We start from the raw sequence: 20,021 nt of genomic DNA, 5'->3' as shown, positions 1-20,021 counted from the left end.
AAGCTGCGGACCGGGTTCGCCGTTTCGAGCTTGATACTCACCGTGCACCCGAGGCCGGGCTCCAGCGCCTCGCAGCGGTACAGCGGAGTGTCGAGAAAGAGCGGGTCGATCAACCGGCGGGCCGCCCTGATCCGAGCAGTGTCGAGGCGCGTCTCCTGCACGACACAGCAGCGTAGCGCCACGGGCACTGATTCCATGAGCAACGATTCCATGAGCAACTGCCAAGAGCTGTGCGGAAGTTGAGGTGTCGGCGACGGACGCCAGCCGGGCCGGATCCGAAATTCGGCGCGCACGCAGGGGGGCCTCGACAGCCCTCCCCGAGATGCAGCCCAGGTGAGGGAAGCGCACGATGAGAAAAGGGCACCCTCCCTGGAGGTGATGAGGATGCGACGTGTACTCACCGCCGCAGCGGCACTGGCTCTTCCCCTTTCTCTTGCGGGAGCACCGGCTGTAGCGGCATCGCAGAGCATGTCCGAGACCGCGGCAGTGACCAGCACCCAGGCCGCACACAAGTTGAAGAGTCCAACAGGCCTTGTGACCCAGGGACCGGACGACGTATGCAACTACACCGACAGCCGACCGAGTCTTCTCCTGGGTTCATCCGGGTCGGCAGTCCAGCAAGCCCAGTGCTACCTGAATCAGGCCATAGGAAGCGGCCTGGCCGAGGACGGAGACTTCGGCCGGCTCACTCAGTCCGCGACATTGGACTTCCAGCGATGTGCCCACATCGTCGTCGACGGGCGCATCGGAGCCCAGACCTGGTCGTTCCTTTCCTTCTGGGCCAACGCGCCAGGCGCTCCCTTCTGCTGACGGTCGCGACGTGGTGCACCGCGCCCGGTCAGGTGCGTGCGATCAGGCGAATGGAACGGGCCCTGCCGGGTCCGTCAGCGGGAAGTGGCAGGCGGTGTGGCGGCCCGGGGCCGTGGGGGTGAGCCGGGGCCGTTCCAGGGCGCACCGCTCGCGTGCGTAGGGGCAGCGGGTGCGGAACGGGCAGCCCGTCGGTTTGTCCACCGGGTTGGGCACTTCGCCGGTGAGGACGATGCGTTCCCGGGCCGATGTGCTCGTCGCTGAGCTGCCGTCGTCGATGTCCGGGACCGCCGACAACAGCGCCTGCGTGTAGGGGTGGGCCGGGGCCTCGTACAGTGCCTCCGTCTCGGCGAGTTCGACGATCTCGCCGAGGTACATGACGGCGATCCGGTCCGACACGTGACGGACCACACCGAGGTCGTGGGCGATGAAGACGTAGGTGAGCGCGAACTCCTCCTGGAGATCGGCGAAGAGGTTCAGTACCTGGGCCTGGATCGACACGTCTAGGGCGGACACCGGCTCGTCGGCGACGATCAGCTTGGGAGCGGTGGCCAGGGCCCGGGCGATGCCGATGCGCTGACGCTGGCCGCCGGAGAACTCGTGCGGGTACCGGTCCAGGTGTGCCGCGGCCAGGCCCACGACGTCGAAGAGCTCGGCGACCCGGCGGCGGACCGCGGCGGCGTCGCCGTAGCGGTGCACCAGCAGGGGTTCGGCCACGATGTCCCCGGCGCGGCGCCGGGGGTTGAGGGAGGCCTGCGGGTCCTGGAAGACGAGCTGCATCCCCGGACGCACGGGCCGCAGCCGCCGTGTGGACAGGGTGGTGATGTCCAGTCCGTCGAACTCGACCCGGCCGCCCGTGAGTTCGGTGAGCCGGACCAGACAGCGGCCGAGGGTGGACTTGCCGCAGCCGGACTCGCCGACGATGCCCAGGGTCTCCCCGGTGCGGACTTCGAGGGACACGCCGTCCACGGCGCGCAGCACTTTGCGGCGTCGGGACAGCGGGTCCGCGCGCAGGGGGTAGTGCTTGGTGACGTCCGAGGCGCGCAGCAGTACCTCGCCGCCCGTCCGGGCGCCGCCGTCGCCGTTCACCGCCATGATGCTCTGCGCCGTCACGGTGTCGCCTCCCTGTGCACGTCGGGTACGTCGGTCGCCGCCGCGCGTGCCGTGAGCCGCAGCGACGCGCGGTCCTCGGGCGGCAGCCAGCAGGCGTCGCGGTGGGTGGTGTCGTCGAAGCCGCCCGCGGACAGTGCGGGCCGCTCCTCGCACCGGTCGTGACGCAGCCGGCAGCGCGGCGCGAACGCGCATCCCTCCGGCAGGCTGCCGGGTGAGACGGGCACGCCCGCGATGGTGGGAAGCCGCCGCAGCCGGGGTCCGCCGACGCGGGGCACGGAGTCGAGCAGGCCCCAGGTGTACGGGTGGCGAGGGCCGTGGAACACCGCCCGGCGCGGGCCGTCCTCCGCCGCCCGGCCGCCGTACATGACCAGGACCCGGTCGGCGATCTGGGAGATCACACCCATGTCGTGCGTGATGAGGACCACCGCCGAACCGCGCGTGTTGAGCGCGTGCACCAGGTCCAGGATCTGCGCCTGGACCGTCACGTCGAGCGCCGTGGTCGGTTCGTCGGCGATCAGCAGCGCGGGGTCGCAGGAGAGGGCCATCGCGATGACCGCGCGCTGGCGCATGCCGCCGGAGAACTCGTGCGGGTAGGCGTTCACCCGGGAGGCCGCGTCGGGGATGCCGACGTCGGAGAGCAGCCGGACCGCGCGGGCGTGTGCCTCCTTGCGGGAGACCCGCTCGTGCGCCCGGATCTGCTCGGCGATCTGCCAGCCCACGGTGTACACGGGGGTCAGCGCGGTCATCGGGTCCTGGAAGACCATGGCGATCTGCCTGCCCCGCAGCGCGCGCATCTCCTTGTCGGGGAGGGCGAGCAGGTCCTGTCCGCGGAAGCGGACCTCTCCCGACACGGTCACGTTCGGGTTGGTCAGCAGGCGCAGGACGGCCAGCATCGACACGCTCTTGCCCGAGCCGGACTCGCCCACGATGCCGAGGACTTCGCCGGGGGCGACAGTGAAGGACAGTCCGTCGACGGCAGTGACCGGGCCGGTGCGGGTGCGGAAGGACACCCGCAGATCTCGTACGTCCAGCAAAGGCTCAGGCATGGCGGGCCCTCGGATCGAGTCGCGCGTACAGGACGTCCACCAGTGCGTTGGCGAGGACCACGAAGAACGCCGCGTACAGGACGGTCCCCATGATCACGGGGAGGTCCAGGTTCTGCAGGGCGTCGAAGGTGAGCTTGCCGATGCCGGGCAGGCCGAAGACCACCTCGGTGAGCAGCGCGGCGCCGCCCACGAGGGCGCCGAAGTCCAGGCCGAACAGCGACACGATCGGGATCAGCGAGCAGCGCAGGGCGTGGCGGACGAGGATCCGGCGCTCGGACAGGCCCTTGGCCCGGGCGGTGCGGACGTAGTCCTCGTTGAGGGCGCTGACGACCTCGCCGCGCAGCAGCCGGGCGTAGATCCCGGCGTACAGCAGCGCCAGGGTCAGCCACGGGAACAGCAGGTGCAGCGCCCACTGGCCCGGGTCCTGGCTCAGGCCGACGTATCCGGGCGGTGGCACCCAGGAGAACACCGAGTCGTGCAGCTGTTTCTGGGTGATGAGGTTGACGACCTCGCCGAGCCAGTAGGCCGGCAGGGAGACACCGACGACGCCGACCAGCATGATCAGCGGATCGGCGGCCCTGCCGCGGAAGGTCGCCGCCGCCGTGCCCATGAGGATGCCGACGGCCATCCAGATGATCGCCGCTCCCACCACGAGCGACAGCGTCACGGGCATCGCCTGCACGATCTGCGGGATGACGCGGGAGCCCCGGTTGACGAACGACTCCAGGTCCCGGTCGACGAGCAGGTGACGCATCATCAGCAGATAGCGGACGGGCATCGCCCGGTCGAGGCCGAAGGAGTGCCGGACCTGGGCGAGTGTGGCCGGATCGGCGTTGCGTCCCGCGATGCGGGCCGCGGGGTCGACTCCCGGGGTGGCGAAGAAGATCAGGAACACCAGCACGCTGATGGCGAACATCACCAGCAGGGCCGAGGCGAAGCGCTTGACGACGAAACGGAGCATCGGGCTCACACTCCTCCCCGCAGCCGGGCGCCCGGATCGAGCGCGTCCCGCACGCCGTCGCCGAGGACGTTGAGCGCGGCCGTGGTGAGGGCGATCAGGAGTCCCGGGGCGATCGTGACGGCGGGGCGGGTGTAGAGCAGTCCCAGGCCGTCCTCGATGATCGTGCCCCAGCTGGCGTCGGGTGGCTGGACGCCGACGGACAGGAAGGACAGGGCCGACTCGGTGAGCATGGCCAGCGCGGTCATCAGGGGGACGAAGACGATCGCCGTGGGCAGGACGTTCGGCAGTACCTCCCGGCGCAGGATGCGCACGGTGGGCGAGCCGGAGCCGACGGCGGCCTGGATGTACTCCTTGTTGCGCAGCACCAGGACCTGACCGCGCAACGGCCGGGCGATGTACGGCACATAGATCGCCGCGATGATCGCCACGGGGAGCCATAGGCTTCCCGCGTCCACGGTGAGCGGACCCAGGCGCAGTCCGTTGGTGAGCAGCACGACCGACAGACAGATCGCCAGCAGGTACACCGGGAACGCCCAGATCACGTCCAGGATCCGGGAGACGACGGCGTCCACGACACCGCCCGCGTAGCCGGCGACGACTCCGACGGCCGTACCGGCCAGGCAGGTCAGCAGCGCCGCGCCGACCCCGATGAGCAGGCTGGTGCGGCCGCCGTACAGCAGGCGGGCCATGACGTCGCGGCCCTGGTTGTCGGCGCCGAGGAAGTAGTGGGCGGGGTCCCAGGTGGGGCCGATGGGCGTGACCCCGAGACCGAGGCCGGTGCTGCTGGGGGTGAGCACGGGCACGGTCCTGCCGCCGACGACCGTGGTGCCGGAGACGTGGGACTGGAACGGGTCGGTGTGGGCGATGTGGTCCGCGTACAGCGGCGCGCACAGGCTCGCCAGCACGACGAGGAGCAGGACGACGGCCGCGGCCAGCGCCGGCCTGTTGCGAGACAGGTCGGCGGCGGCCGTCCGCCAGGGGCCCGGCGAACGCCGGGCCTCCGTGGCGGGGACGGGGAGCGTGCGGCTCATTTGACCCACAGCTGCCCGACGAGCATGTAGAACTGCTTGCTGAACTGGTAGTTGCCGACCCGCTTCGACGTGAAGTCGATGATCTTCGGGTTGATCAGCGGGACGACCGGGGACTCGGCCATGATGTCCTGGTCGATGGCGCCCCACTGCCGGTCGGCGCTCTTCTGGTCGGTCTGCCCGGTGTCCAGCGCGCTCTTCATCTTCGCGTCGATGCCCTTGTCGCAGAATCCGGAGATGTTGATGCTGGAGTCGCTGCCGGGGCGGAACGAGGCGCAGGACAGCAGCACGTTGAGGAAGTCCGAGGCCGCCGGATAGTCCTGGTACCAGGACGTCAGGGCGAGCTGGACCTTGTTCTTGGTGTTCTGGATGTAGGTGAACTGGATGTTGCCCGACAGCGGCTTGAGCGTCGCCTTGTAGCCGAGCTGGGTGAGCAGGCTCTGCAGGTACTGCCCGATCGACTTGTTGACGTCGTCGTCCTGGACGACGATGCCGACCTCCTGCCCGGCCGTACCCGACTGCTTCACCAGTTCCTTGGCCTTGGCCAGGTCCGCGGCCGACCAGGTCTTGCCGCCGCCCTTGGTGTAGGCGCACGCGTCGGTGTGCCCGGGGAAGCCCGGCGGCAGGATCGTGCACGCGGGGGAGGCGAGGTTCGTGCCGCCGTACAGCCGCACCACGGCGGACCGGTCGACGGCCCAGTTGATCGCCTGACGGGCCAGCTTGTTGTTGAACGGCGCCATGTTGACGTTCAGCGTGGCGTACCAGAACGCGGTCAGCGGATTCACGTGCGCCTGGGAGGCGTACTTGGTGCCGATCTCGTTCAGCCGGTCGGCGGGCGGCGGGTCGTACATCCAGTCCGCCTGGCCGTTCTCGACGGCGGTGACCTCGGACTCGACGGTCTGCCCGAAGGTGTAGTCGATGACGTCGGGGTAGCCCTCGGGCTGGCCCTCCCGTGACCACTCCTTGAAGTGCGGGTTGCGCACCAGCTTCAGTGCCCGGTTCGGGTCGTAGGAGGCGGCCATGTACGGGCCGGTCGTGGGCAGCGGCTTGGTGCCGGCGTCCTTCGCCGGTGAGTCCTTCGGTACGACGCTGGCGTGCGGGACGGCCAGCTTGTACGGGAACTCCGTGTCCGGGGCGGTGAGGTTGACGGTGACCGTGTTCGCCTTCGCGTCGCCGGTCACGCCTCCCGCGAGGGTGCAGGAGGCGGGCTTCTTCAGGCAGGCGTCGGCTCCGACGATGCCGTTGTAGAAGGTGCCCGCGGTGGGGCTGGAGACCTTGAAGATGCGCTGGAAGGACGCCACCACGTCGTCGGTGGTCAGTGCCTTGCCGTTGGAGAAGGTGATGCCCTTGCGGAGGGTGAAGGTGTACGTCCTGCCGCCGTTGGTCACCTTCGGCATGGCTGTCGCCAGGTCCGGGACGACGGTGAACGACTGCTGCCCGCCGACCTTCTTGAACGCGAGCAGCCCGTCGTACATCGACTGGTACAACTGCCAGTACTGGAGTGTGTAGTTGACCTGCGGGTCCAGGCTGCCGGCGGCCGCGTGGGCGACCAGTTTCAGCGTGCCGCCCTTGTGCTGCGGCTGGAAGGCGGACGAACCGGAGCCGGACGTGGACGCGGTGGGGTCCGAGGAGGACTCGTCGCCGGAGGACGAACAGGCGGCGGCGGTCAGGGCGAGGGCGACGGCGGCGGCGGCGAGCGCGCTCCGTCTCGTGTTGCTGGACATCCAGGAACTCCCGTCGGGGGATCAGTCGGTGGAGTCGAGGAACTCGCCGACGACCCGGAGGAAGAGCTCCTCCTCCTCGACGTGCGGCATGTGGCTGGAGTGCTCGAACAGGTGCCAGCGCACGTCGGGAATGCGGTCGGCGAAGGGGCGGACGGTCTCGGGAGTGGCCTCGTCGTACCGCCCGGACACCAGCAGGGTCGGCGCCTCGACCAGGTGCAGCCGGTCGATCACGGACCAGTTTTTGAGCGTGCCGACGACATGGAACTCGTTGGGCCCGTTCATGGTGTGGTACACGGTCGGATCGGCCGCGATGTTGTCCCAAGTGGCCTGTACTTCAGGCGGGTTGGGGACGAGGCGGCACACATGGCGCTCGTTGAAGACCTGCTCGGCCGCGCGGTAGGCGGGGTCGTCGGTGGTTCCGGCCGTCTCATGGGCCAGCAGGGTCTGCTGGACCTCAGGCGGGAGCTCGCCGCGCAGTTCGTTCGCCGCCGACAGCCACAGCTCCATGGAGGCGGGGGAGTCGGCGATGATCAGGCCGCGCAGCCCGGGTGGGCGGCGTACGGCGTGCTCGGCGGCGAGCATGCCGCCCCAGGACTGGCCGAGGACGTGGTAGGACTCGGCGATGCCCAGCGTCTTGAGGAGGGTGTCGAGTTCGTCGAGGAAGAGCTGGACCGTCCAGAAGTCGGCGCCCTCGTGGGGCAGGTGGGTGGACAGTCCGGTGCCCAGCTGGTCGTAGTGCACCACGGGGCGGCCCTGCTCGGCGATGCCCGCGATGCTGAGGGTGTAGTTGTGGCCGGCACCGGGTCCGCCGTGCAGGACGACCAAGGGTGTCCTGCCCGGTTCGCCCGTGATCCGGTACCAGGTGGACCAGCCGTTGAAGTCGACGGTTCCGGTGTGGTTCGGTTCGGGGATCGCCACGAGGAAGCCTCCCAGACTGGCCGGAATCAGCCGGCCGCTGTCTGAAACGAGATGGGTGTGACGGATGGATGAGATAGTGATGGGGTAAAAGGTCAGCGCACAAGACCTTTTAGCGGTGCCGGGGCAAGACGTAACGGCGTGTTTACGTGGCCCCCGCCCGTTCACAGAAGCGGTGCCCGACGAGGAGGACAGCTGACATCCGTGCCTGAGTCACCCGAACCGGCAGACGAGTTCTCCCGCGTGCTCGACCGCGTTCTCCTCGGCGGCACTCCGTCGTCGTCGCTGCGCCCGGTGCGCGTGGCCTCGGCGGTCGACGAGGTCTCCGACCGACTGCTCACCGCGATCGCCGTCGGGGACTTCCTGCCGGGCGAACGGCTGCCGGCCGAACGCGAGCTCACCGGGCTGCTGCGGGTGAGCCGCCCCACCGTGCGCGAGGCCGTCGGACGCCTCCAGGCCCTGGGCGTCATCGAGATCCGCCGCGGCCGCAGCGGAGGAGCCTTCGTGCGCGAGAGCTGGAGCGAGTCCTCCGCGGCCGCGGTCCGCCGTACGCTGCTGCCCCGGTGGGAGGAGTTCGAGCAGCTCTTCGACCTGCGCGGTCTGGTGGAGGGCATGGTGGCCGCGACGGCGGCCCGCCGCCGACGGCCGAAGGACCTGGAGCCGATGCGTGAGGCCCTGGCCGCGCACCTCTCCGCGAGCACGCCCCGCGAGGAACAGGCCGCCGACAGCGCGTTCCACCAGAGCATCTGCGAGGCCACCCGCAATCCGCAGATCGCCCTGCTCAGCCGGGACCTGCTGACCCGGATCAGCCTCGGCTTCCCGATCGAGCCGTGGGGCAAGGGCGAGCGTTCCCACTTCCACCGGGCCGGCGAGGGCCACACGGCCCTGTACGAGGCCATCGCCGCGGGCGAGCCCGAGCGGGCCGAGGAGATCGCCCGGGAGCACTTCTTGATCAGCGCCGAGATGATCCGTGACGTACTGGCCCGGGTCCGCGCCGCGGGGTCGTGACCCGGTACTCGTCAGCGGTCGGCGGCGTTCGAGTCGCGGGATCCAGAACTTCCGCGGCCACGGAGAACGCCGGGGCGCGATACGCACGGACGTACCGCGCCCCGACGCCGGCATCAGGTGCCCGCGCGGGCCCGGACCACGAGCCCCTTCAGCAGCGGCCAGGCCAGCAGCAGTGCGATCACCGCGTACACCGTCACCGCGAACGGCGTGTCGACCAGGCCCTTCACACTGCCGTCGCTGATCTGCAGGGCGCACCTCTCGCCGGTCAGGAACGCGTCGTCCCAGCCGTTCTTCTCCAGCGACCTGCGCCACTCGGGCGAGTCGTGCAGGTCCTCGACCAGCCGGACGAGCTTGTCGCGCTCGGCCCCGGACGGGCCGGGCGGGGCGACGATGCCCCGCCAGTTGGTGAAGTCGACGTCGTAGCCGGACTCCTTGAGGATGGGCGCATCCAGCTCGGCCACCCGCTCGGGGCCGGTCACCGCGAGGATCCGCAGCTCGCCCGCCTTGATCTGGCCGACGTACTCGCCGACGCCGGACACCCCGAAGGCGACCTTGCTGCCGAGGATCGAGGCGAGGAGTTCGCCGCCGCCGTCGAAGGGGATGTAGTTGACCTGCTTCGGCGCGATACCGGCGGCCTGGGCCATCAGCATCGGCGCGAGGTGGTCCGGCCCGCCGCCCACCGGGAGCTTGCCGGGATCCTCCTTCCAGGCACCGATCAGCTCGTCGATCGTCTTGTACGGCGAGTCCTTGGCGACCACGACGACGTCCTGCTCCACGGTGAGGCGGGCGATCGGGCGCCGCACCGGGCGCAGGCCCACGTACGACCAGTACGAGGGCCTGCGCCCGGCACGCCGAGAGCACGCACCTGACGCCGCAGGGCCCGCCCTTCGGCGGACGACGGGAATGTGACGACAGGCCCCGGCTCCGGCCCCGGGGGCGTACGAGGCCGTCAGGTCAGCAGCCGCCTCTCCTTGGCGACCGCCACCGCGCCGGCCCTGGTCTCGACGCCCAACTTGCCGTAGATCCGCCCGAGGTGGGTCTTGACCGTCGCCTCGCTGATGAACAGGGCACGGGCGATCTCCCGGTTGCCCAGGCCGCGGGCGAGCTGCCCGAGGATCTCGTGTTCGCGCGCGGACAGGGTGGGCCGCGGGCTGCGCAGCCGGGTCATCAACCGGTCGGCCACCGGCGCCGACAGGGCGGTGCGGCCGGACGCCGCGTTGCGGATCGCCGCGAACAGCTCGTCGGGGTGCTCGGCCTTGAGGAGGTAGCCGGTGGCGCCCGCCTCGATGGCCCGGGTGACGTCGGCGTCGGTGTCGAACATCGTCAGGACCAGGACGCGGGGACCTTCCCCGCCGTCGGCGGTCAGATGTCGCGTGGCCGTCACGCCGTCCATCCCGCCGTCGAGCTGGAGGTCCATCAGCACGACATCGGGGCGCAGCCGGGCGGCCATGGCGAGCGCCTCCTCGCCGGTGGCCGCCTCACCGACCACGTCGATGCCGTCGGCGCTGGACAGCAGCGCGCGCAGCCCCGCGCGCACCACGGCGTGGTCGTCGCACAACAGCAGGCGCACGGGCGTCACAGAACGGGCTCCTTCGGGGTGTGCGAGACGGGACGGACCGCGGACGCCAAGGGTGCCAGGGGGATCGCCGCGGACACGACGGTGCCCTCGCCGGGCGTGGACTCCACGGTGAGCGTGCCGCCCGCCTGCCCGGCCCGGATGCGCATGGCGGGCAGCCCGTGCCCGCGTCCCCGGCTCGGCTCCGGCCCGGACGGATCACGCGGGCGGTCCACGTCGAAGCCGCGACCGTTGTCGGCGACGTCGAGTGAGATCTGGTCGTCCAGACAGGTCAGGGTCAGCGCGGCCCGGGTCGCCGCCGCGTGCTCGCGCACATTGGCCAGCGCCCCCTGGGCGATGCGCAGCAGCGCCGCCTCGACCCGTTCCGGCAGCCTGCCCGGCTCGCCGTCGAGCCGGAACTCCACGGTCAGCCCAGGACCCCTCTCCCGTTCCGCGAGTACGGCGAGCGCGCCCGGCAGCGTGTGCTCGGCGAGGTCGGCCGGCGCCAGGTCGTGCACGAACCGGCGGGCCTCCGCGAGGCTCCGGGAGGTGATCTCCGCCGCCCCGCGGACGTGCTCGCGGGCCGCTTCCGGGTCCGTGTCCCAGACCCGCCCGGCGGCCTGGAGCAGCATCCGCTGACTGGACAGGCCCTGCGCCAGGGTGTCGTGGATCTCCGTGGACAGCCGCTGGCGCTCCGCCAGGACTCCCGCCCGCCGCTCGGTGACCGCCAGCTCGTGCCGGGTACGGACCAGGTCCTCGATCAGGACGCGCTGCCGGGCCCCCTGACGCTGCAGATGGACCATCACGGCGGTGGCGACCGCGGCGACGGCCGGCGGGGCGACGATCACGTTGGGGTTCAACGTGCCCTCGGCGACCCGCACTTGGGAGGCGACGACCAGTGCGGTGAGCACGCCCGCCACCGGCACCGCGATCCGTGGGGGCAGCGCGTGCAGATTGGCGAACAGCAGGGGCATCGCGCACCAGGTGGCGCTCGGCGTGAGAGCGAGGAGCACGACCCAGACCACGGACACCGAGCCCAGCCACACCAGATGGCGCGTGGCGGGCGGCGAGCCGGGGCGCGGCGCCGGAGCCAGGAAGCGGCCGAGGACGTACAGCAGACAGAAGACCGCGAACAGGGCCACCACCCACCCGGTGCGCGTCCCGCCCTGGTCGCGGGTCAGGAAGCGGGCGAACGAGGAGCCGAGCAGCAGGAAGAACGCGCCGTGCACGACCGCGCCCAGCCAGCGTTCGTCCGGATCGGTGTGTCTCATCCTCCGTGTCTAACGCGTCCGACGCGCGGCCGCATCAACCGATCGGCTGACCCACCGGTCGCCTGAACCGCTCCGGCACCGCACCCTGATGACCGAGCCGTTCGCATCGCTCCGCACCGAGGCTGAAACCAGACCCCGTACCGCTCGGAAAGGCAGCGACCAGATGCCCGCCAAGAACCTCACCGCCGACCGCTCGGCCCTCGGCCACCGTCTCGGCTACGCCCTGCGCCACCCCGACCGGGTGCCCCGCCACGTGGCGCGCGCCGCCCGGGACCTGTGGCTGCGCCACCGCCACACCGACCATGTCTCCTACTACCGTGCCGTGATGCGCTCCGACACCAGGACCGATCCGGACGCGGCGGTCGGCAGCGGCAGCCGTGAGCGGTGGCTCGCACTGGGGGCGATGCAGTTCGACTACCTGATCGAGCACGGCCTGCGTCCCGAGCACCGCATATTGGAGATCGGCTGCGGCAACCTGCGGGGCGGCTGGCGGTTCATCCGGCACCTGGAGCCCGGGCACTACCACGGCATCGACATCTCGCCCGACATCCTCGTCGCCGCGCAGGACACCATCGTGGAGATGGGCCTGCAGCAGCGGCTCCCGACCCTGACCCCGGTCCGGGACCTGACACTGCGGTTCCTGCCCGACGCCCACTTCGACGTGGTGCACGCGCACAGCGTCTTCTCCCACTCGCCGCTCCCGGTGATCGACGAATGCCTGGCCCACGTCGGCCGGGTCCTCGCCCCGGGCGGCTGGTTCGACTTCACGTTCGACCGCACCGAGGGCGAGGAGCACCACGTGCTGCGGGAGGACTTCTACTACCGCACCGAGACGCTCGTGGCCCTGGCCGAACGGCACGGCCTGCGGGCCCGCTTCATGGACGACTGGGAGCGCCTCCCGCACGGCCAGTCGAAGATCCGCGTGACCCACGGCTCCTGATCGCCGTTCCAGAGGGCATGCTGAGCGACATGCGGATGCGGGGTGGCCGGCTGCTGGTGCCGGCCGGAGTGGCGATGGCGTTGTCGGCCGTGGTGGCCTGCGGACCGTCGCGGGGCGGGGGAGGCGAGAGCGACAGCAGGCCCGCCTCGCCGACGCCGGCCCGGTTCGACGAGGAGGTCGTGCTGGCCGACGGCCGGCGCGTGGGACTGTCGTACGTCGCCGGCCGCGGGCTTCTGGAGCAGCACCGGGACGCCGGAACGGGGATGTGGAGCGAGCCGCACGTGGTGCACGCGACCTCGTCGGATCCGTGCCGGAGCATGACGGTCGAGGCGTTCGACGGCACGGTCGCCGTCATCGCGGACTGGGGGCACTACTGCGCGGACGGCGAACCGCCGACGGAGTCGGTCGCCGCGGTCGGCACCGCGGACCCGGCACGGTGGGACACCAGGCTCAGCAGGAACTTCGACGGCTGGGAGAAGGTCACCGCCGTGGACGGCTTGCGGCGGCTGCGCTTCACCAGGGTCTCCACCGAGTGGCTGACGCGGCTGGAGTGGAGCCGGACGGACGGGTTCGGCGAGGTGGACGAGATCCCCCGCTGAGCTTCCCGCGGCCTTCGTCCGCCGGAGCGCTTTGCCACCTTCGTCGCCGTCAGGGGGTTGTCCGTACATTCTCCGGCGCCTAGGCTCGCTCGCGGCAAGCGCTTTCTACGTGCGTCCGCAAGCTGTTCCGAGGAGTACCGCATGCCCCCGCTCCCAGCCCGCCGTCGTGTCGCCGTCGTCGGGACCGGTGCCATCGTCAGCGGCAGTCACCTGCCGGCTCTCAGAGCCCACTCTGACCGGGCGGAACTGGTCGCCGCCGTCGACGTCGACCCGGGCAGACTCGACGCCTTCCGGGAGCTCGCGGGGGAGGTGGTCGCCGGGTACACGTCGATGGACGCGATGCTGGACGCCGTACGCCCCGACCTGGTGCTCATCGGCACCCCGCCGTCCCTGCACCGGGAGCAGACGGTGGCGGCGCTGAAGGCCGGTGCCTGGGTGCTGTGCGAGAAGCCGCTGACCCTGTCGCTCGCCGAGTACGACGAGATCGCGGCGGCGGAGGAGGCCTCGGGGGCGTACGCGGCCGTGGTCTTCCAGCACCGCTACGGCTCCGGCGCCGTCCACGCCCGTGAACTGATCGCGAGCGGTGAGCTGGGCGCCCCGCGGGTCGCACACTGCCAGACCACCTGGCACCGCGACGCGGCCTACTACTCCGTCCCGTGGCGCGGCAAGTGGGCCACCGAGGGCGGCGGGCCGACCATGGGGCACGGCATCCACCAGTACGACCTGCTGCTGCACCTGCTCGGCCCGTGGACGGAGATCCGGGCCATGGCGGCGCGCCTGGTCCACGACACCGAGAGCGAGGACGTCTCCACGGCCCTGGTCCGGTTCGAGAACGGCGCCCTCGCCACCGTCGTCAACAGCGTGCTCTCCCCGGACGAGGTCAGCCGCATCCGCATCGACTGCGCCGACGCGACCGTCGAGCTCACCCACCTGTACGGGCACCGCAACGAGGACTGGGTCTACACCCCGGCCCCGCACGTCGGCTCCGAGCGCGCCGCCGCCTGGTCCACCCCCGCCGCCGACGTGCCCAGCTCGCACACCGCACAGCTCGGCGCCCTGCTCGACGCGTACGACAACGGTGTCAGGCCGCCGACCAGTGGCCCGGAGGCCCGTGCCACGCTGGAATTCGCCGCCGCCCTCTACAAGGCCGCGTTCACCGGCAACCCGGTGCAGGCGGGCGAGATCGCACCCGGCGACCCGTTCTACCCGGCCATGCACGGAGACCACCCCCACTGGGCCCCCAAGGAGCGCGCATGAGCATCCGCGTCAGCCACGTCCACGGCGAGCACATCGCGGTCGAGGCGGCGGACGGCACGGAGATCCTCCGCTACGTCTACCGCCCCGATCCCGAGGCCTTCGAGTCCCGCAAGCCCTACGCCCACCCGGTCCGCACGCTCGCCGGGCGCACGGTGACCGGGTACCGCCCGAACGACCACCGCTGGCACAAGGGCCTGCAGATGACGTCCAGCCACCTGTCCGGCCAGAACTTCTGGGGCGGCAACTGCTACGTGCACGGCCAGGGCTACCTGCCCCTGCCCGAGCGCGTCGGCTCGATGCGGCACGACGGATTCCCGGCGTTCGCGGTCGCGGACGACCGGCTGGCCTTCACCGAGGAGCTGACCTGGGTGGAGAACGGCGGCGCCGAGTGGGCGCGCGAGGAGCGCGGTCTGTCCGTGCACTCGGTCGACGAGGAGGCCGGTGCCTGGACCCTCGACTGGTCGATCCGGCTCACCAACCTCCGTGCCGAGCCCCTCGCCTTCGGTTCCCCGACCACCGCGGGCCGTGAGATGGCCGGCTACACCGGCCTGCAGTGGCGCGGCCCGCGCGACTTCACCGGCGGTACCGTCTTCGCCCCGGACACCGGCCCCGACGCCGACAAGCTGATGGGCACCCAGAGCCCCTGGCTCGCCTTCACCACCGAGCACGACGAGGTCGACGGGCACTCCACGCTCGTCTTCGCGCACGCCCCCGAGAATCTCGACCCGAAGAGCGCCGTCCACGAGTCGCACTGGTTCGTGCGCTCCGAACCGTTCCCGACGGTCGCGTTCTCCTGGGCGTTCTTCGAGGAGTTCGAGCTGCCGCCGGGCGAGTCCTTCGCGTACCGCTACCGGCTGGTCGTCGCCGACGGAGCCTGGGACGGTGACCGCGTCGCCACCCACCTGGAGGGCCTGCCGTGGTGAACGAGCCCAAGCCCACCCTTCCGCACCCTCTGCCCGGCGCCGTCGGCCTGTCCCACCTGAGTGCGTACGACTGGGAGGCCGCCGACGGTGTGTGCGGCGGCAGCCCGCACCTGCACCTGGTGTGCACGGAGGCGTACGTCGTGACCGGCGGGCGCGGCGCGGTACAGACGCTGAGCCCCGACGGCTACCGGGACATCCCGCTGGAGGCGGGCTCGGTCGCCTGGTTCACACCGGGCACCGTGCACCGCATGGTGCAGGGCGGTGATCTGCGCATCACCGTCCTGATGCAGAACAGCGGGCTGCCGGAGGCCGGGGACGCCGTCTTCACCTTCCCGCCCGAGATCCTGGCCGACCCCGACGCGTACGCGGCGGCGGCCACGCTTCCGCCCGGCACCGGACCGGAGACGGCCGCGGCGGCGCGCCGCCGCAGGGACCTCGCCGTCGAGGGCTACCTCGGTCTGCGCGAGGCTCTCGTCGCCGGCGACAGCGGCCCGTACCGGGAGTTCCAGCGCACCGCCGCCCGTCTGGTGCGCGCCAAGGTGCCGGCCTGGCGCGAGCTGTGGCGGGCCGGGGCGCTGGCCACCGCCGAACGCACCGGCGCCCAGCTGGACGCGCTGGCGGACGGTGAGCCGGCGTATCTCGGCGAGGCGACCGCGTACGAGGCCGCGCCCACCCGGCTCGGCGGCTACGGGATGTGCGGCCGGCGGGACGAGTACGCGCTGCCGGGGACGACCCTGCCCCACCGGGGCGGGTGACAGGGGGGCCTGCACACGGGGGGAACGGGGGGCGTCCACCGGGGGGGTCGTCAAGAAGGACCCGAGGGAAAGAGAGGTGACCTCGGCATGCCCGGACACAGGACAAAGGGGTTCTGCGCGTCGGCCGTCGCACTCGTGCTCTGCGCGGTGCTGGCCGGCTGCGGGGGATCCGAGGAGTCGGCCGGCGGCGGCCAGGCCGTGCTGCGCTACACGTGGTGGGGCAACCCCGACCGCGCGGAGCGCACCGAGCAGGCCGTCGCCCTGTTCGAGAAGCGGCACCCGGACATCGAGGTGCAGACCTCGTTCTCCGGCTACGACGCCTACAAACAGAAGCTCGCCGTCCAGGCCACGGGCGGCGACGCACCCGACGTGATGCAGCTCGACTACCGACAGATCGACCAGTACGCCTCCGGCGGTGTCCTGCTCGACCTGGCGAAGCAGAAGTCCGTCCTGCGCACGTCCGAGATCGACCAGGGCCTGCTCGCCACCGGCCGGGTGGACGGCACGCAGTACGCGATCCCGCAGGGCCGCGGCACCGAGACCGTCGTCCACGACGTCCAGGCGTGGAAGGAATCGGGAGTACCGCTCCCACGCCGGGGCTGGACCTGGGACGACTGGGCCGACGCCGTGCGCGCGCTGGCGAAGAGGACCGGCCGGCCGGGGGCCACCGACCCGGGCCAGAGCGAGGACGCCTTCGAGGTCTGGCTGCGCGGACAGGGCAAGGCCCTCTACACGAAGGCGGGCGGGCTCGGCTTCACCGCCGACGACCTGACCGAGTGGTGGACGTTCACCGACGAGCTCCGGCGTGAGGGCGCCGTCTCGCCCGCCGAGCAGACCACCCAGCTGGACGGATCCGTCGAGAACACCCCGCTCGGGCGCGGCAAGGCCGTCAGCGACATGAACTGGGACGCCCCGGCCAGCGGTTACCTCGCCCTCATCCCGGACGGGATCGCCCTCGCCCCGATGCCGTCCGGCCCGGACGGCACCCCCGGCCAGTACTTCAAGCCGTCGATGTTCCTCGGCGTCTCCGCCAACACCGGCCACGCCAAGGAGGCGGCCCGGCTCGTCGACTTCCTCCTCAACGACCAGGACGCGGCGAAGGTCCTCGGGGCCACCCGGGGCATCCCCGTCAACGAGACCATCCGCGAGGAGACCGCGCCGCAGCTGAAGGACTTCGACAAGACGGTCGCCGACTTCCAGTCGTCCCTCGAAGGCACCCTCAAGGACCCCCCGCAGGCCCCGCCCTCCGGTGACAACGCCCTGCAGACCACCTTCCAGCGCGACTACGACCAGGTGTCCTACGAGCGCATGTCTCCCCGCGAGGCGGCCGAGAACTACGTCACCGAGGCGAAGGCGGAGCTGAGGTCATGACCACCACCGACATCCCCGCGCCCACCGCACACCCGAAGCGGCCCGCGACGGCACCCAAACGCCGCCCCCGGCGCGAACGCGAGGGCGCCGCCTGGGTGTTCCTGTCGCCCTGGGTGCTCGGCGCGATCGCCCTGACGCTGCTGCCGATGGCCGTGTCGCTGTACCTGTCCTTCACCGACTACAACCTCTTCGACCCACCGCACTGGGTGGGCCTGCGCAACTACACGCAGATGTTCACCGAGGACCCGCGGTACTGGCGCTCGGTCGTGACGACGCTGACGTACGTCGTCATCGCGGTGCCCCTCCAACTCGCGCTCGCACTCGTCGTCGCGCTCGCCCTGAAGTCCATGAAGGCCGGCAAGGGCTTCTACCGCTCCGCCTTCTACGCCCCTTCGCTGCTCGGCGCGTCCATGTCCATCGCCCTCGTCTGGCGGGCGATCTTCAACGACGGCGGCACGGTGGACAACCTGCTCGGCACCGGCGGCTGGGTCAACAAGCCCGGCTGGGCGCTGCTGTCGGTGGCCCTGCTGACGGTGTGGCAGTTCGGCGCGCCGATGGTCATCTTCCTCGCCGGCCTCCAGCAGATACCGGCCGAGCTGTACGAGGCCGCGGCCGTGGACGGGGCGGGCAGGTGGCGGCAGTTCCGGTCCGTCACCGTGCCGATGCTGTCACCGGTCCTGTTCTTCAACCTGGTGCTGCAGACCATCCAGGCCTTCCAGGTGTTCACCCCCGCCTTCGCGGTCAGCGCCGGCAAGGGCGGCCCCGCCGACTCCACCCTCGTCTACACGATGTACCTCTACGACCGCGGCTTCGTCGCCTCCCACATGGGCTACGCCTCCGCCATGGCCTGGGTGCTGCTCCTCGTCATCGGCGTCGTCACGGCGGTGCTGTTCCGCACCTCGCGTTCCTGGGTCTTCTACGCATCCGAGGGGGACCGATGACCGCCGCATCAACTGCCGCTGCCCGTAAGCCTGTTCGCTGGGGCCGCGTCGCCCTGCACCTCGGCTGCCTGGCCGCCCTGCTGGTCATGCTCTATCCGCTGGCCTGGCTGCTCGCCACCTCGCTCAAGCCCGCCGACGAGGTCATCGCCAGCCTCGACCTGCTGCCCGGGCACCTGGAGTGGTCCAACTACGAGACCGCCTTCGAGGGCGTCAACGACGTGTCGGTGTGGCGGCTGCTGTCCAACTCGCTGCTGATCGCGGGCGGCGCCGTCCTCGGCAACGTCATCAGCTGTTCGCTCGCCGCCTACGCCTTCGCGCGGCTTCGATTCCGGTTCCGGGGACCGCTGTTCGCCTTCATGATCGTGACGATCATGCTGCCGCACCACGCGATCCTGATCCCGCAGTACATCATCTTCAACCAGCTCGGCCTGGTGAACACCTACTGGCCGCTGATCCTGCCCAAGTTCCTCGCCACCGAGGCCTTCTTCGTCTTCCTCATCGTGCAGTTCATGCGCGGTCTGCCGCGGGAGCTGGAGGAGGCGGCCCGCATCGACGGCTGCGGCCCCTTCCGCAGCTTCTTCCTGATCGTGCTGCCGCTCACCCGGCCCGCGCTGATCACGACGGCGATCTTCACCTTCATCTGGACCTGGAACGACTTCTTCACCCAGCTCATCTACCTCTTCGACCCGGACAAGTTCACGCTCACGCTCGCCCTGCGGTCCTTCGTGGACGCCTCCAGCCAGTCGTCGTTCGGCCCCATGTTCGCGATGTCGGTGATCGCTCTGCTGCCGATCGTGCTGTTCTTCCTCGCCTTCCAGCGCTTCCTGGTGGAGGGCATGGCCAGCTCCGGACTCAAGGGGTGAACGGGCATGGGTGAGATGCGGACGCGTGAACCGGGCGAGATCTTCGGACCCCGGATGACCCTGTTCGCCGACGTACTGAGCGTCGGCCTCGCCACGGCCGTGGCCTGCCTGCCGCTGGTGACCGCCCCGGCCGCGCTGTCGAGCGCGTGCGCGGTGCTGCGGGGCGCGGGCCAGGGGCAACCCGCCACGGCCGGCCGGTACTTCGCGGTTCTACGGCGAAGGCTGCGGGCCGGCGACCTGGCGGCGGGGGCCGTCGCCCTGGCGGGCGCGCTGCTGTTCGCCGCGGACCTCGCGCTGGCCGGGGCGGGACTGCCGGGAGCGCCGTTGTTCGCGACGCTGGCCGCGGCGATCGGTGCGTGCGCCCTGGTGGTGGGCCTCCGGGCCTGTGCGCGCCCCGAGTCGCTCACCGACTGGCCGGGCGCCCTGCGCGAGGCCGCGCGCAACGCCGTACGGGATCCGGGCGGTTCCGCCCTGGTGCTGCTCGCGGTGGCGACGACCGTTCTGTGCGGGTGGATGCTGCTGCCGCTCGCTTTCCTGGCGCCGGGGCCGCTGGCCTTGGCGCTCACCGCCGTCGATGTCCGAAAGGGTGTCACATCCGAAAGTTAATGGCCCATTAGGGGACTTGCGGTGTGAAGGGCCACTTGAGGTGTCAATCATCTTGTCATGAACCTGCGACCCGATGGGCGGGTCGCAGTCTCATGGAGGTGTGGGATGCACCGCAGAATCGCCACCGCAATGGCCGCCTCGACTCTGGCCCTGATCACCGTCGTCGGCACCGCCGCAGCAGCCGACGCGGCTCCCGCCGACAAGCCCCAGGTCCTCGCGAACTGGACCGGGACCAGCGCGTCCAGCTACCGGGATTCATTCGCAGTGCATCGGGCTTCAGCCCGGTGGTGAAGCGAATCTGATGGTTGCGACGCGGAGCGTCGCCGCGTCTGGTCCGG

19 protein-coding genes and 3 pseudogenes are annotated in these 20,021 nt (G+C 71.0%); 12 read left to right on the top strand and 10 right to left on the bottom strand.

All coding sequences use genetic code 11. The annotated features are described in order from the left end of the window. A pseudogene (locus ACZ5XS_RS44490) lies at nt 1–161 on the bottom strand (threonine dehydratase); the annotation flags it as partial. Nucleotides 162–378: 217 nt separating this feature from the next. Here ACZ5XS_RS44490 and ACZ5XS_RS44485 point away from each other — a divergent pair. Next, the gene (locus tag ACZ5XS_RS44485; RefSeq protein WP_468661363.1) at nt 379–810 is read left to right on the top strand and encodes a peptidoglycan-binding domain-containing protein; all 432 of its coding nucleotides are present in this window, start codon (nt 379–381) and stop codon (nt 808–810) included. Nucleotides 811–852: 42 nt separating this feature from the next. Here ACZ5XS_RS44485 and ACZ5XS_RS44480 read toward each other — a convergent pair whose 3' ends face one another. The 6 genes from ACZ5XS_RS44480 to ACZ5XS_RS44455 are packed head-to-tail and all read right to left on the bottom strand — an operon-like array spanning nt 853 to nt 7,597. After that, on the bottom strand, nt 853–1,902 hold the full coding sequence (locus tag ACZ5XS_RS44480; RefSeq protein WP_468661361.1) for an ABC transporter ATP-binding protein: 1,050 nt from the start codon (nt 1,900–1,902) through the stop codon (nt 853–855). A gap of 14 nt (nt 1,903–1,916) precedes the next feature. Next, a complete protein-coding gene (locus ACZ5XS_RS44475; protein ID WP_468661359.1) occupies nt 1,917–2,966 on the bottom strand; it encodes an ABC transporter ATP-binding protein in 1,050 nt (349 codons plus the stop codon). After that, a complete protein-coding gene (locus ACZ5XS_RS44470) occupies nt 2,959–3,927 on the bottom strand; it encodes an ABC transporter permease (RefSeq protein WP_468661357.1) in 969 nt (322 codons plus the stop codon). Before ACZ5XS_RS44470 ends, ACZ5XS_RS44475 begins: the two co-directional genes overlap by 8 nt. 5 nt (nt 3,928–3,932) lie before the next feature. Continuing rightward, nucleotides 3,933–4,958 (bottom strand): ABC transporter permease, encoded by a 1,026-nt coding sequence (locus ACZ5XS_RS44465; protein WP_468661355.1) that lies wholly within the window; start codon nt 4,956–4,958, stop codon nt 3,933–3,935. Next, nucleotides 4,955–6,679, bottom strand: a complete 1,725-nt coding sequence (locus ACZ5XS_RS44460) for an ABC transporter substrate-binding protein (RefSeq protein WP_468661353.1) — start codon at nt 6,677–6,679, stop codon at nt 4,955–4,957. The genes ACZ5XS_RS44465 and ACZ5XS_RS44460 overlap by 4 nt, the downstream gene beginning before the upstream one ends. Before the next feature lie 21 nt (nt 6,680–6,700). Continuing rightward, entirely contained in the window at nt 6,701–7,597 is an 897-nt protein-coding gene (locus ACZ5XS_RS44455) for a proline iminopeptidase-family hydrolase (RefSeq protein ID WP_468661351.1), read from the bottom strand. Between the two features lie 201 nt (nt 7,598–7,798). Here ACZ5XS_RS44455 and ACZ5XS_RS44450 point away from each other — a divergent pair, with 201 nt between their 5' ends. Continuing rightward, a complete protein-coding gene (locus ACZ5XS_RS44450; RefSeq protein ID WP_468661349.1) occupies nt 7,799–8,602 on the top strand; it encodes a FadR/GntR family transcriptional regulator in 804 nt (267 codons plus the stop codon). A gap of 257 nt (nt 8,603–8,859) precedes the next feature. Here the strand turns inward: ACZ5XS_RS44450 and ACZ5XS_RS44445 are convergent. From ACZ5XS_RS44445 to ACZ5XS_RS44435, 3 genes and pseudogenes are all read right to left on the bottom strand, one after another. Next, nucleotides 8,860–9,396: pseudogene (locus ACZ5XS_RS44445) on the bottom strand (Bug family tripartite tricarboxylate transporter substrate binding protein); the annotation flags it as partial. 155 nt (nt 9,397–9,551) lie between these two features. Further along, nucleotides 9,552–10,181 (bottom strand): response regulator, encoded by a 630-nt coding sequence (locus tag ACZ5XS_RS44440; RefSeq protein ID WP_217240799.1) that lies wholly within the window; start codon nt 10,179–10,181, stop codon nt 9,552–9,554. Beyond that, nucleotides 10,178–11,428, bottom strand: coding sequence for a sensor histidine kinase (locus ACZ5XS_RS44435; protein WP_468661347.1), 1,251 nt, complete (start codon nt 11,426–11,428; stop codon nt 10,178–10,180). Before ACZ5XS_RS44435 ends, ACZ5XS_RS44440 begins: the two co-directional genes overlap by 4 nt. 163 nt (nt 11,429–11,591) lie before the next feature. Here ACZ5XS_RS44435 and ACZ5XS_RS44430 point away from each other — a divergent pair, with 163 nt between their 5' ends. From ACZ5XS_RS44430 to ACZ5XS_RS44385, 10 genes and pseudogenes are all read left to right on the top strand, one after another. Continuing rightward, a complete protein-coding gene (locus ACZ5XS_RS44430; RefSeq protein WP_468661345.1) occupies nt 11,592–12,368 on the top strand; it encodes a class I SAM-dependent methyltransferase in 777 nt (258 codons plus the stop codon). A gap of 29 nt (nt 12,369–12,397) precedes the next feature. Further along, entirely contained in the window at nt 12,398–12,967 is a 570-nt protein-coding gene (locus tag ACZ5XS_RS44425) for a hypothetical protein (RefSeq protein ID WP_468661344.1), read from the top strand. Between the two features lie 141 nt (nt 12,968–13,108). Then, nucleotides 13,109–14,224: a Gfo/Idh/MocA family protein gene (locus ACZ5XS_RS44420; protein WP_468661342.1), complete on the top strand. Its 1,116-nt coding sequence runs from the start codon at nt 13,109–13,111 to the stop codon at nt 14,222–14,224. After that, nucleotides 14,221–15,147, top strand: coding sequence for a DUF6807 domain-containing protein (locus tag ACZ5XS_RS44415; protein ID WP_468661340.1), 927 nt, complete (start codon nt 14,221–14,223; stop codon nt 15,145–15,147). The genes ACZ5XS_RS44420 and ACZ5XS_RS44415 overlap by 4 nt, the downstream gene beginning before the upstream one ends. Next, nucleotides 15,141–15,902 (top strand): cupin domain-containing protein, encoded by a 762-nt coding sequence (locus ACZ5XS_RS44410; RefSeq protein WP_468661338.1) that lies wholly within the window; start codon nt 15,141–15,143, stop codon nt 15,900–15,902. The genes ACZ5XS_RS44415 and ACZ5XS_RS44410 overlap by 7 nt, the downstream gene beginning before the upstream one ends. An 87-nt stretch (nt 15,903–15,989) precedes the next feature. Next, nucleotides 15,990–17,273 carry an ABC transporter substrate-binding protein gene (locus ACZ5XS_RS44405; protein WP_468661336.1) on the top strand — a complete coding sequence of 428 codons (1,284 nt, stop codon included), beginning with the start codon at nt 15,990–15,992 and terminating at the stop codon, nt 17,271–17,273. After that, nucleotides 17,270–18,214 carry a carbohydrate ABC transporter permease gene (locus ACZ5XS_RS44400; protein WP_468661334.1) on the top strand — a complete coding sequence of 315 codons (945 nt, stop codon included), beginning with the start codon at nt 17,270–17,272 and terminating at the stop codon, nt 18,212–18,214. The genes ACZ5XS_RS44405 and ACZ5XS_RS44400 overlap by 4 nt, the downstream gene beginning before the upstream one ends. Continuing rightward, nucleotides 18,211–19,077, top strand: a complete 867-nt coding sequence (locus tag ACZ5XS_RS44395) for a carbohydrate ABC transporter permease (RefSeq protein WP_468661332.1) — start codon at nt 18,211–18,213, stop codon at nt 19,075–19,077. Before ACZ5XS_RS44400 ends, ACZ5XS_RS44395 begins: the two co-directional genes overlap by 4 nt. Before the next feature lie 6 nt (nt 19,078–19,083). Then, nucleotides 19,084–19,683, top strand: a complete 600-nt coding sequence (locus ACZ5XS_RS44390) for a hypothetical protein (protein ID WP_468661330.1) — start codon at nt 19,084–19,086, stop codon at nt 19,681–19,683. A gap of 105 nt (nt 19,684–19,788) precedes the next feature. Continuing rightward, nucleotides 19,789–19,971, top strand: a pseudogene (locus ACZ5XS_RS44385) (phospholipase); the annotation flags it as partial. Between the last annotated feature and the right edge of the window lie 50 nt (nt 19,972–20,021).

It is taken from the genome of Streptomyces sp. NPDC033131 (assembly GCF_055578365.1).
This window is presented reverse-complemented; position numbering and strand designations above follow the sequence as displayed.

Bases quoted from the DNA above. Each gene is read 5' to 3' on its own strand.
- ACZ5XS_RS44485 (WP_468661363.1), top strand. From the start codon at position 379: ATGAGGATGCGACGTGTACTCACCGCCGCAGCGGCACTGGCTCTTCCC.
- ACZ5XS_RS44480 (WP_468661361.1), bottom strand. From the start codon at position 1,902: ATGGCGGTGAACGGCGACGGCGGCGCCCGGACGGGCGGCGAGGTACTG.
- ACZ5XS_RS44475 (WP_468661359.1), bottom strand. From the start codon at position 2,966: ATGCCTGAGCCTTTGCTGGACGTACGAGATCTGCGGGTGTCCTTCCGC.
- ACZ5XS_RS44470 (WP_468661357.1), bottom strand. From the start codon at position 3,927: ATGCTCCGTTTCGTCGTCAAGCGCTTCGCCTCGGCCCTGCTGGTGATG.
- ACZ5XS_RS44465 (WP_468661355.1), bottom strand. From the start codon at position 4,958: ATGAGCCGCACGCTCCCCGTCCCCGCCACGGAGGCCCGGCGTTCGCCG.
- ACZ5XS_RS44460 (WP_468661353.1), bottom strand. From the start codon at position 6,679: ATGTCCAGCAACACGAGACGGAGCGCGCTCGCCGCCGCCGCCGTCGCC.
- ACZ5XS_RS44435 (WP_468661347.1), bottom strand. From the start codon at position 11,428: ATGAGACACACCGATCCGGACGAACGCTGGCTGGGCGCGGTCGTGCAC.
- ACZ5XS_RS44430 (WP_468661345.1), top strand. From the start codon at position 11,592: ATGCCCGCCAAGAACCTCACCGCCGACCGCTCGGCCCTCGGCCACCGT.
- ACZ5XS_RS44425 (WP_468661344.1), top strand. From the start codon at position 12,398: ATGCGGATGCGGGGTGGCCGGCTGCTGGTGCCGGCCGGAGTGGCGATG.
- ACZ5XS_RS44420 (WP_468661342.1), top strand. From the start codon at position 13,109: ATGCCCCCGCTCCCAGCCCGCCGTCGTGTCGCCGTCGTCGGGACCGGT.
- ACZ5XS_RS44415 (WP_468661340.1), top strand. From the start codon at position 14,221: ATGAGCATCCGCGTCAGCCACGTCCACGGCGAGCACATCGCGGTCGAG.
- ACZ5XS_RS44405 (WP_468661336.1), top strand. From the start codon at position 15,990: ATGCCCGGACACAGGACAAAGGGGTTCTGCGCGTCGGCCGTCGCACTC.
- ACZ5XS_RS44400 (WP_468661334.1), top strand. From the start codon at position 17,270: ATGACCACCACCGACATCCCCGCGCCCACCGCACACCCGAAGCGGCCC.
- ACZ5XS_RS44395 (WP_468661332.1), top strand. From the start codon at position 18,211: ATGACCGCCGCATCAACTGCCGCTGCCCGTAAGCCTGTTCGCTGGGGC.
- ACZ5XS_RS44390 (WP_468661330.1), top strand. From the start codon at position 19,084: ATGGGTGAGATGCGGACGCGTGAACCGGGCGAGATCTTCGGACCCCGG.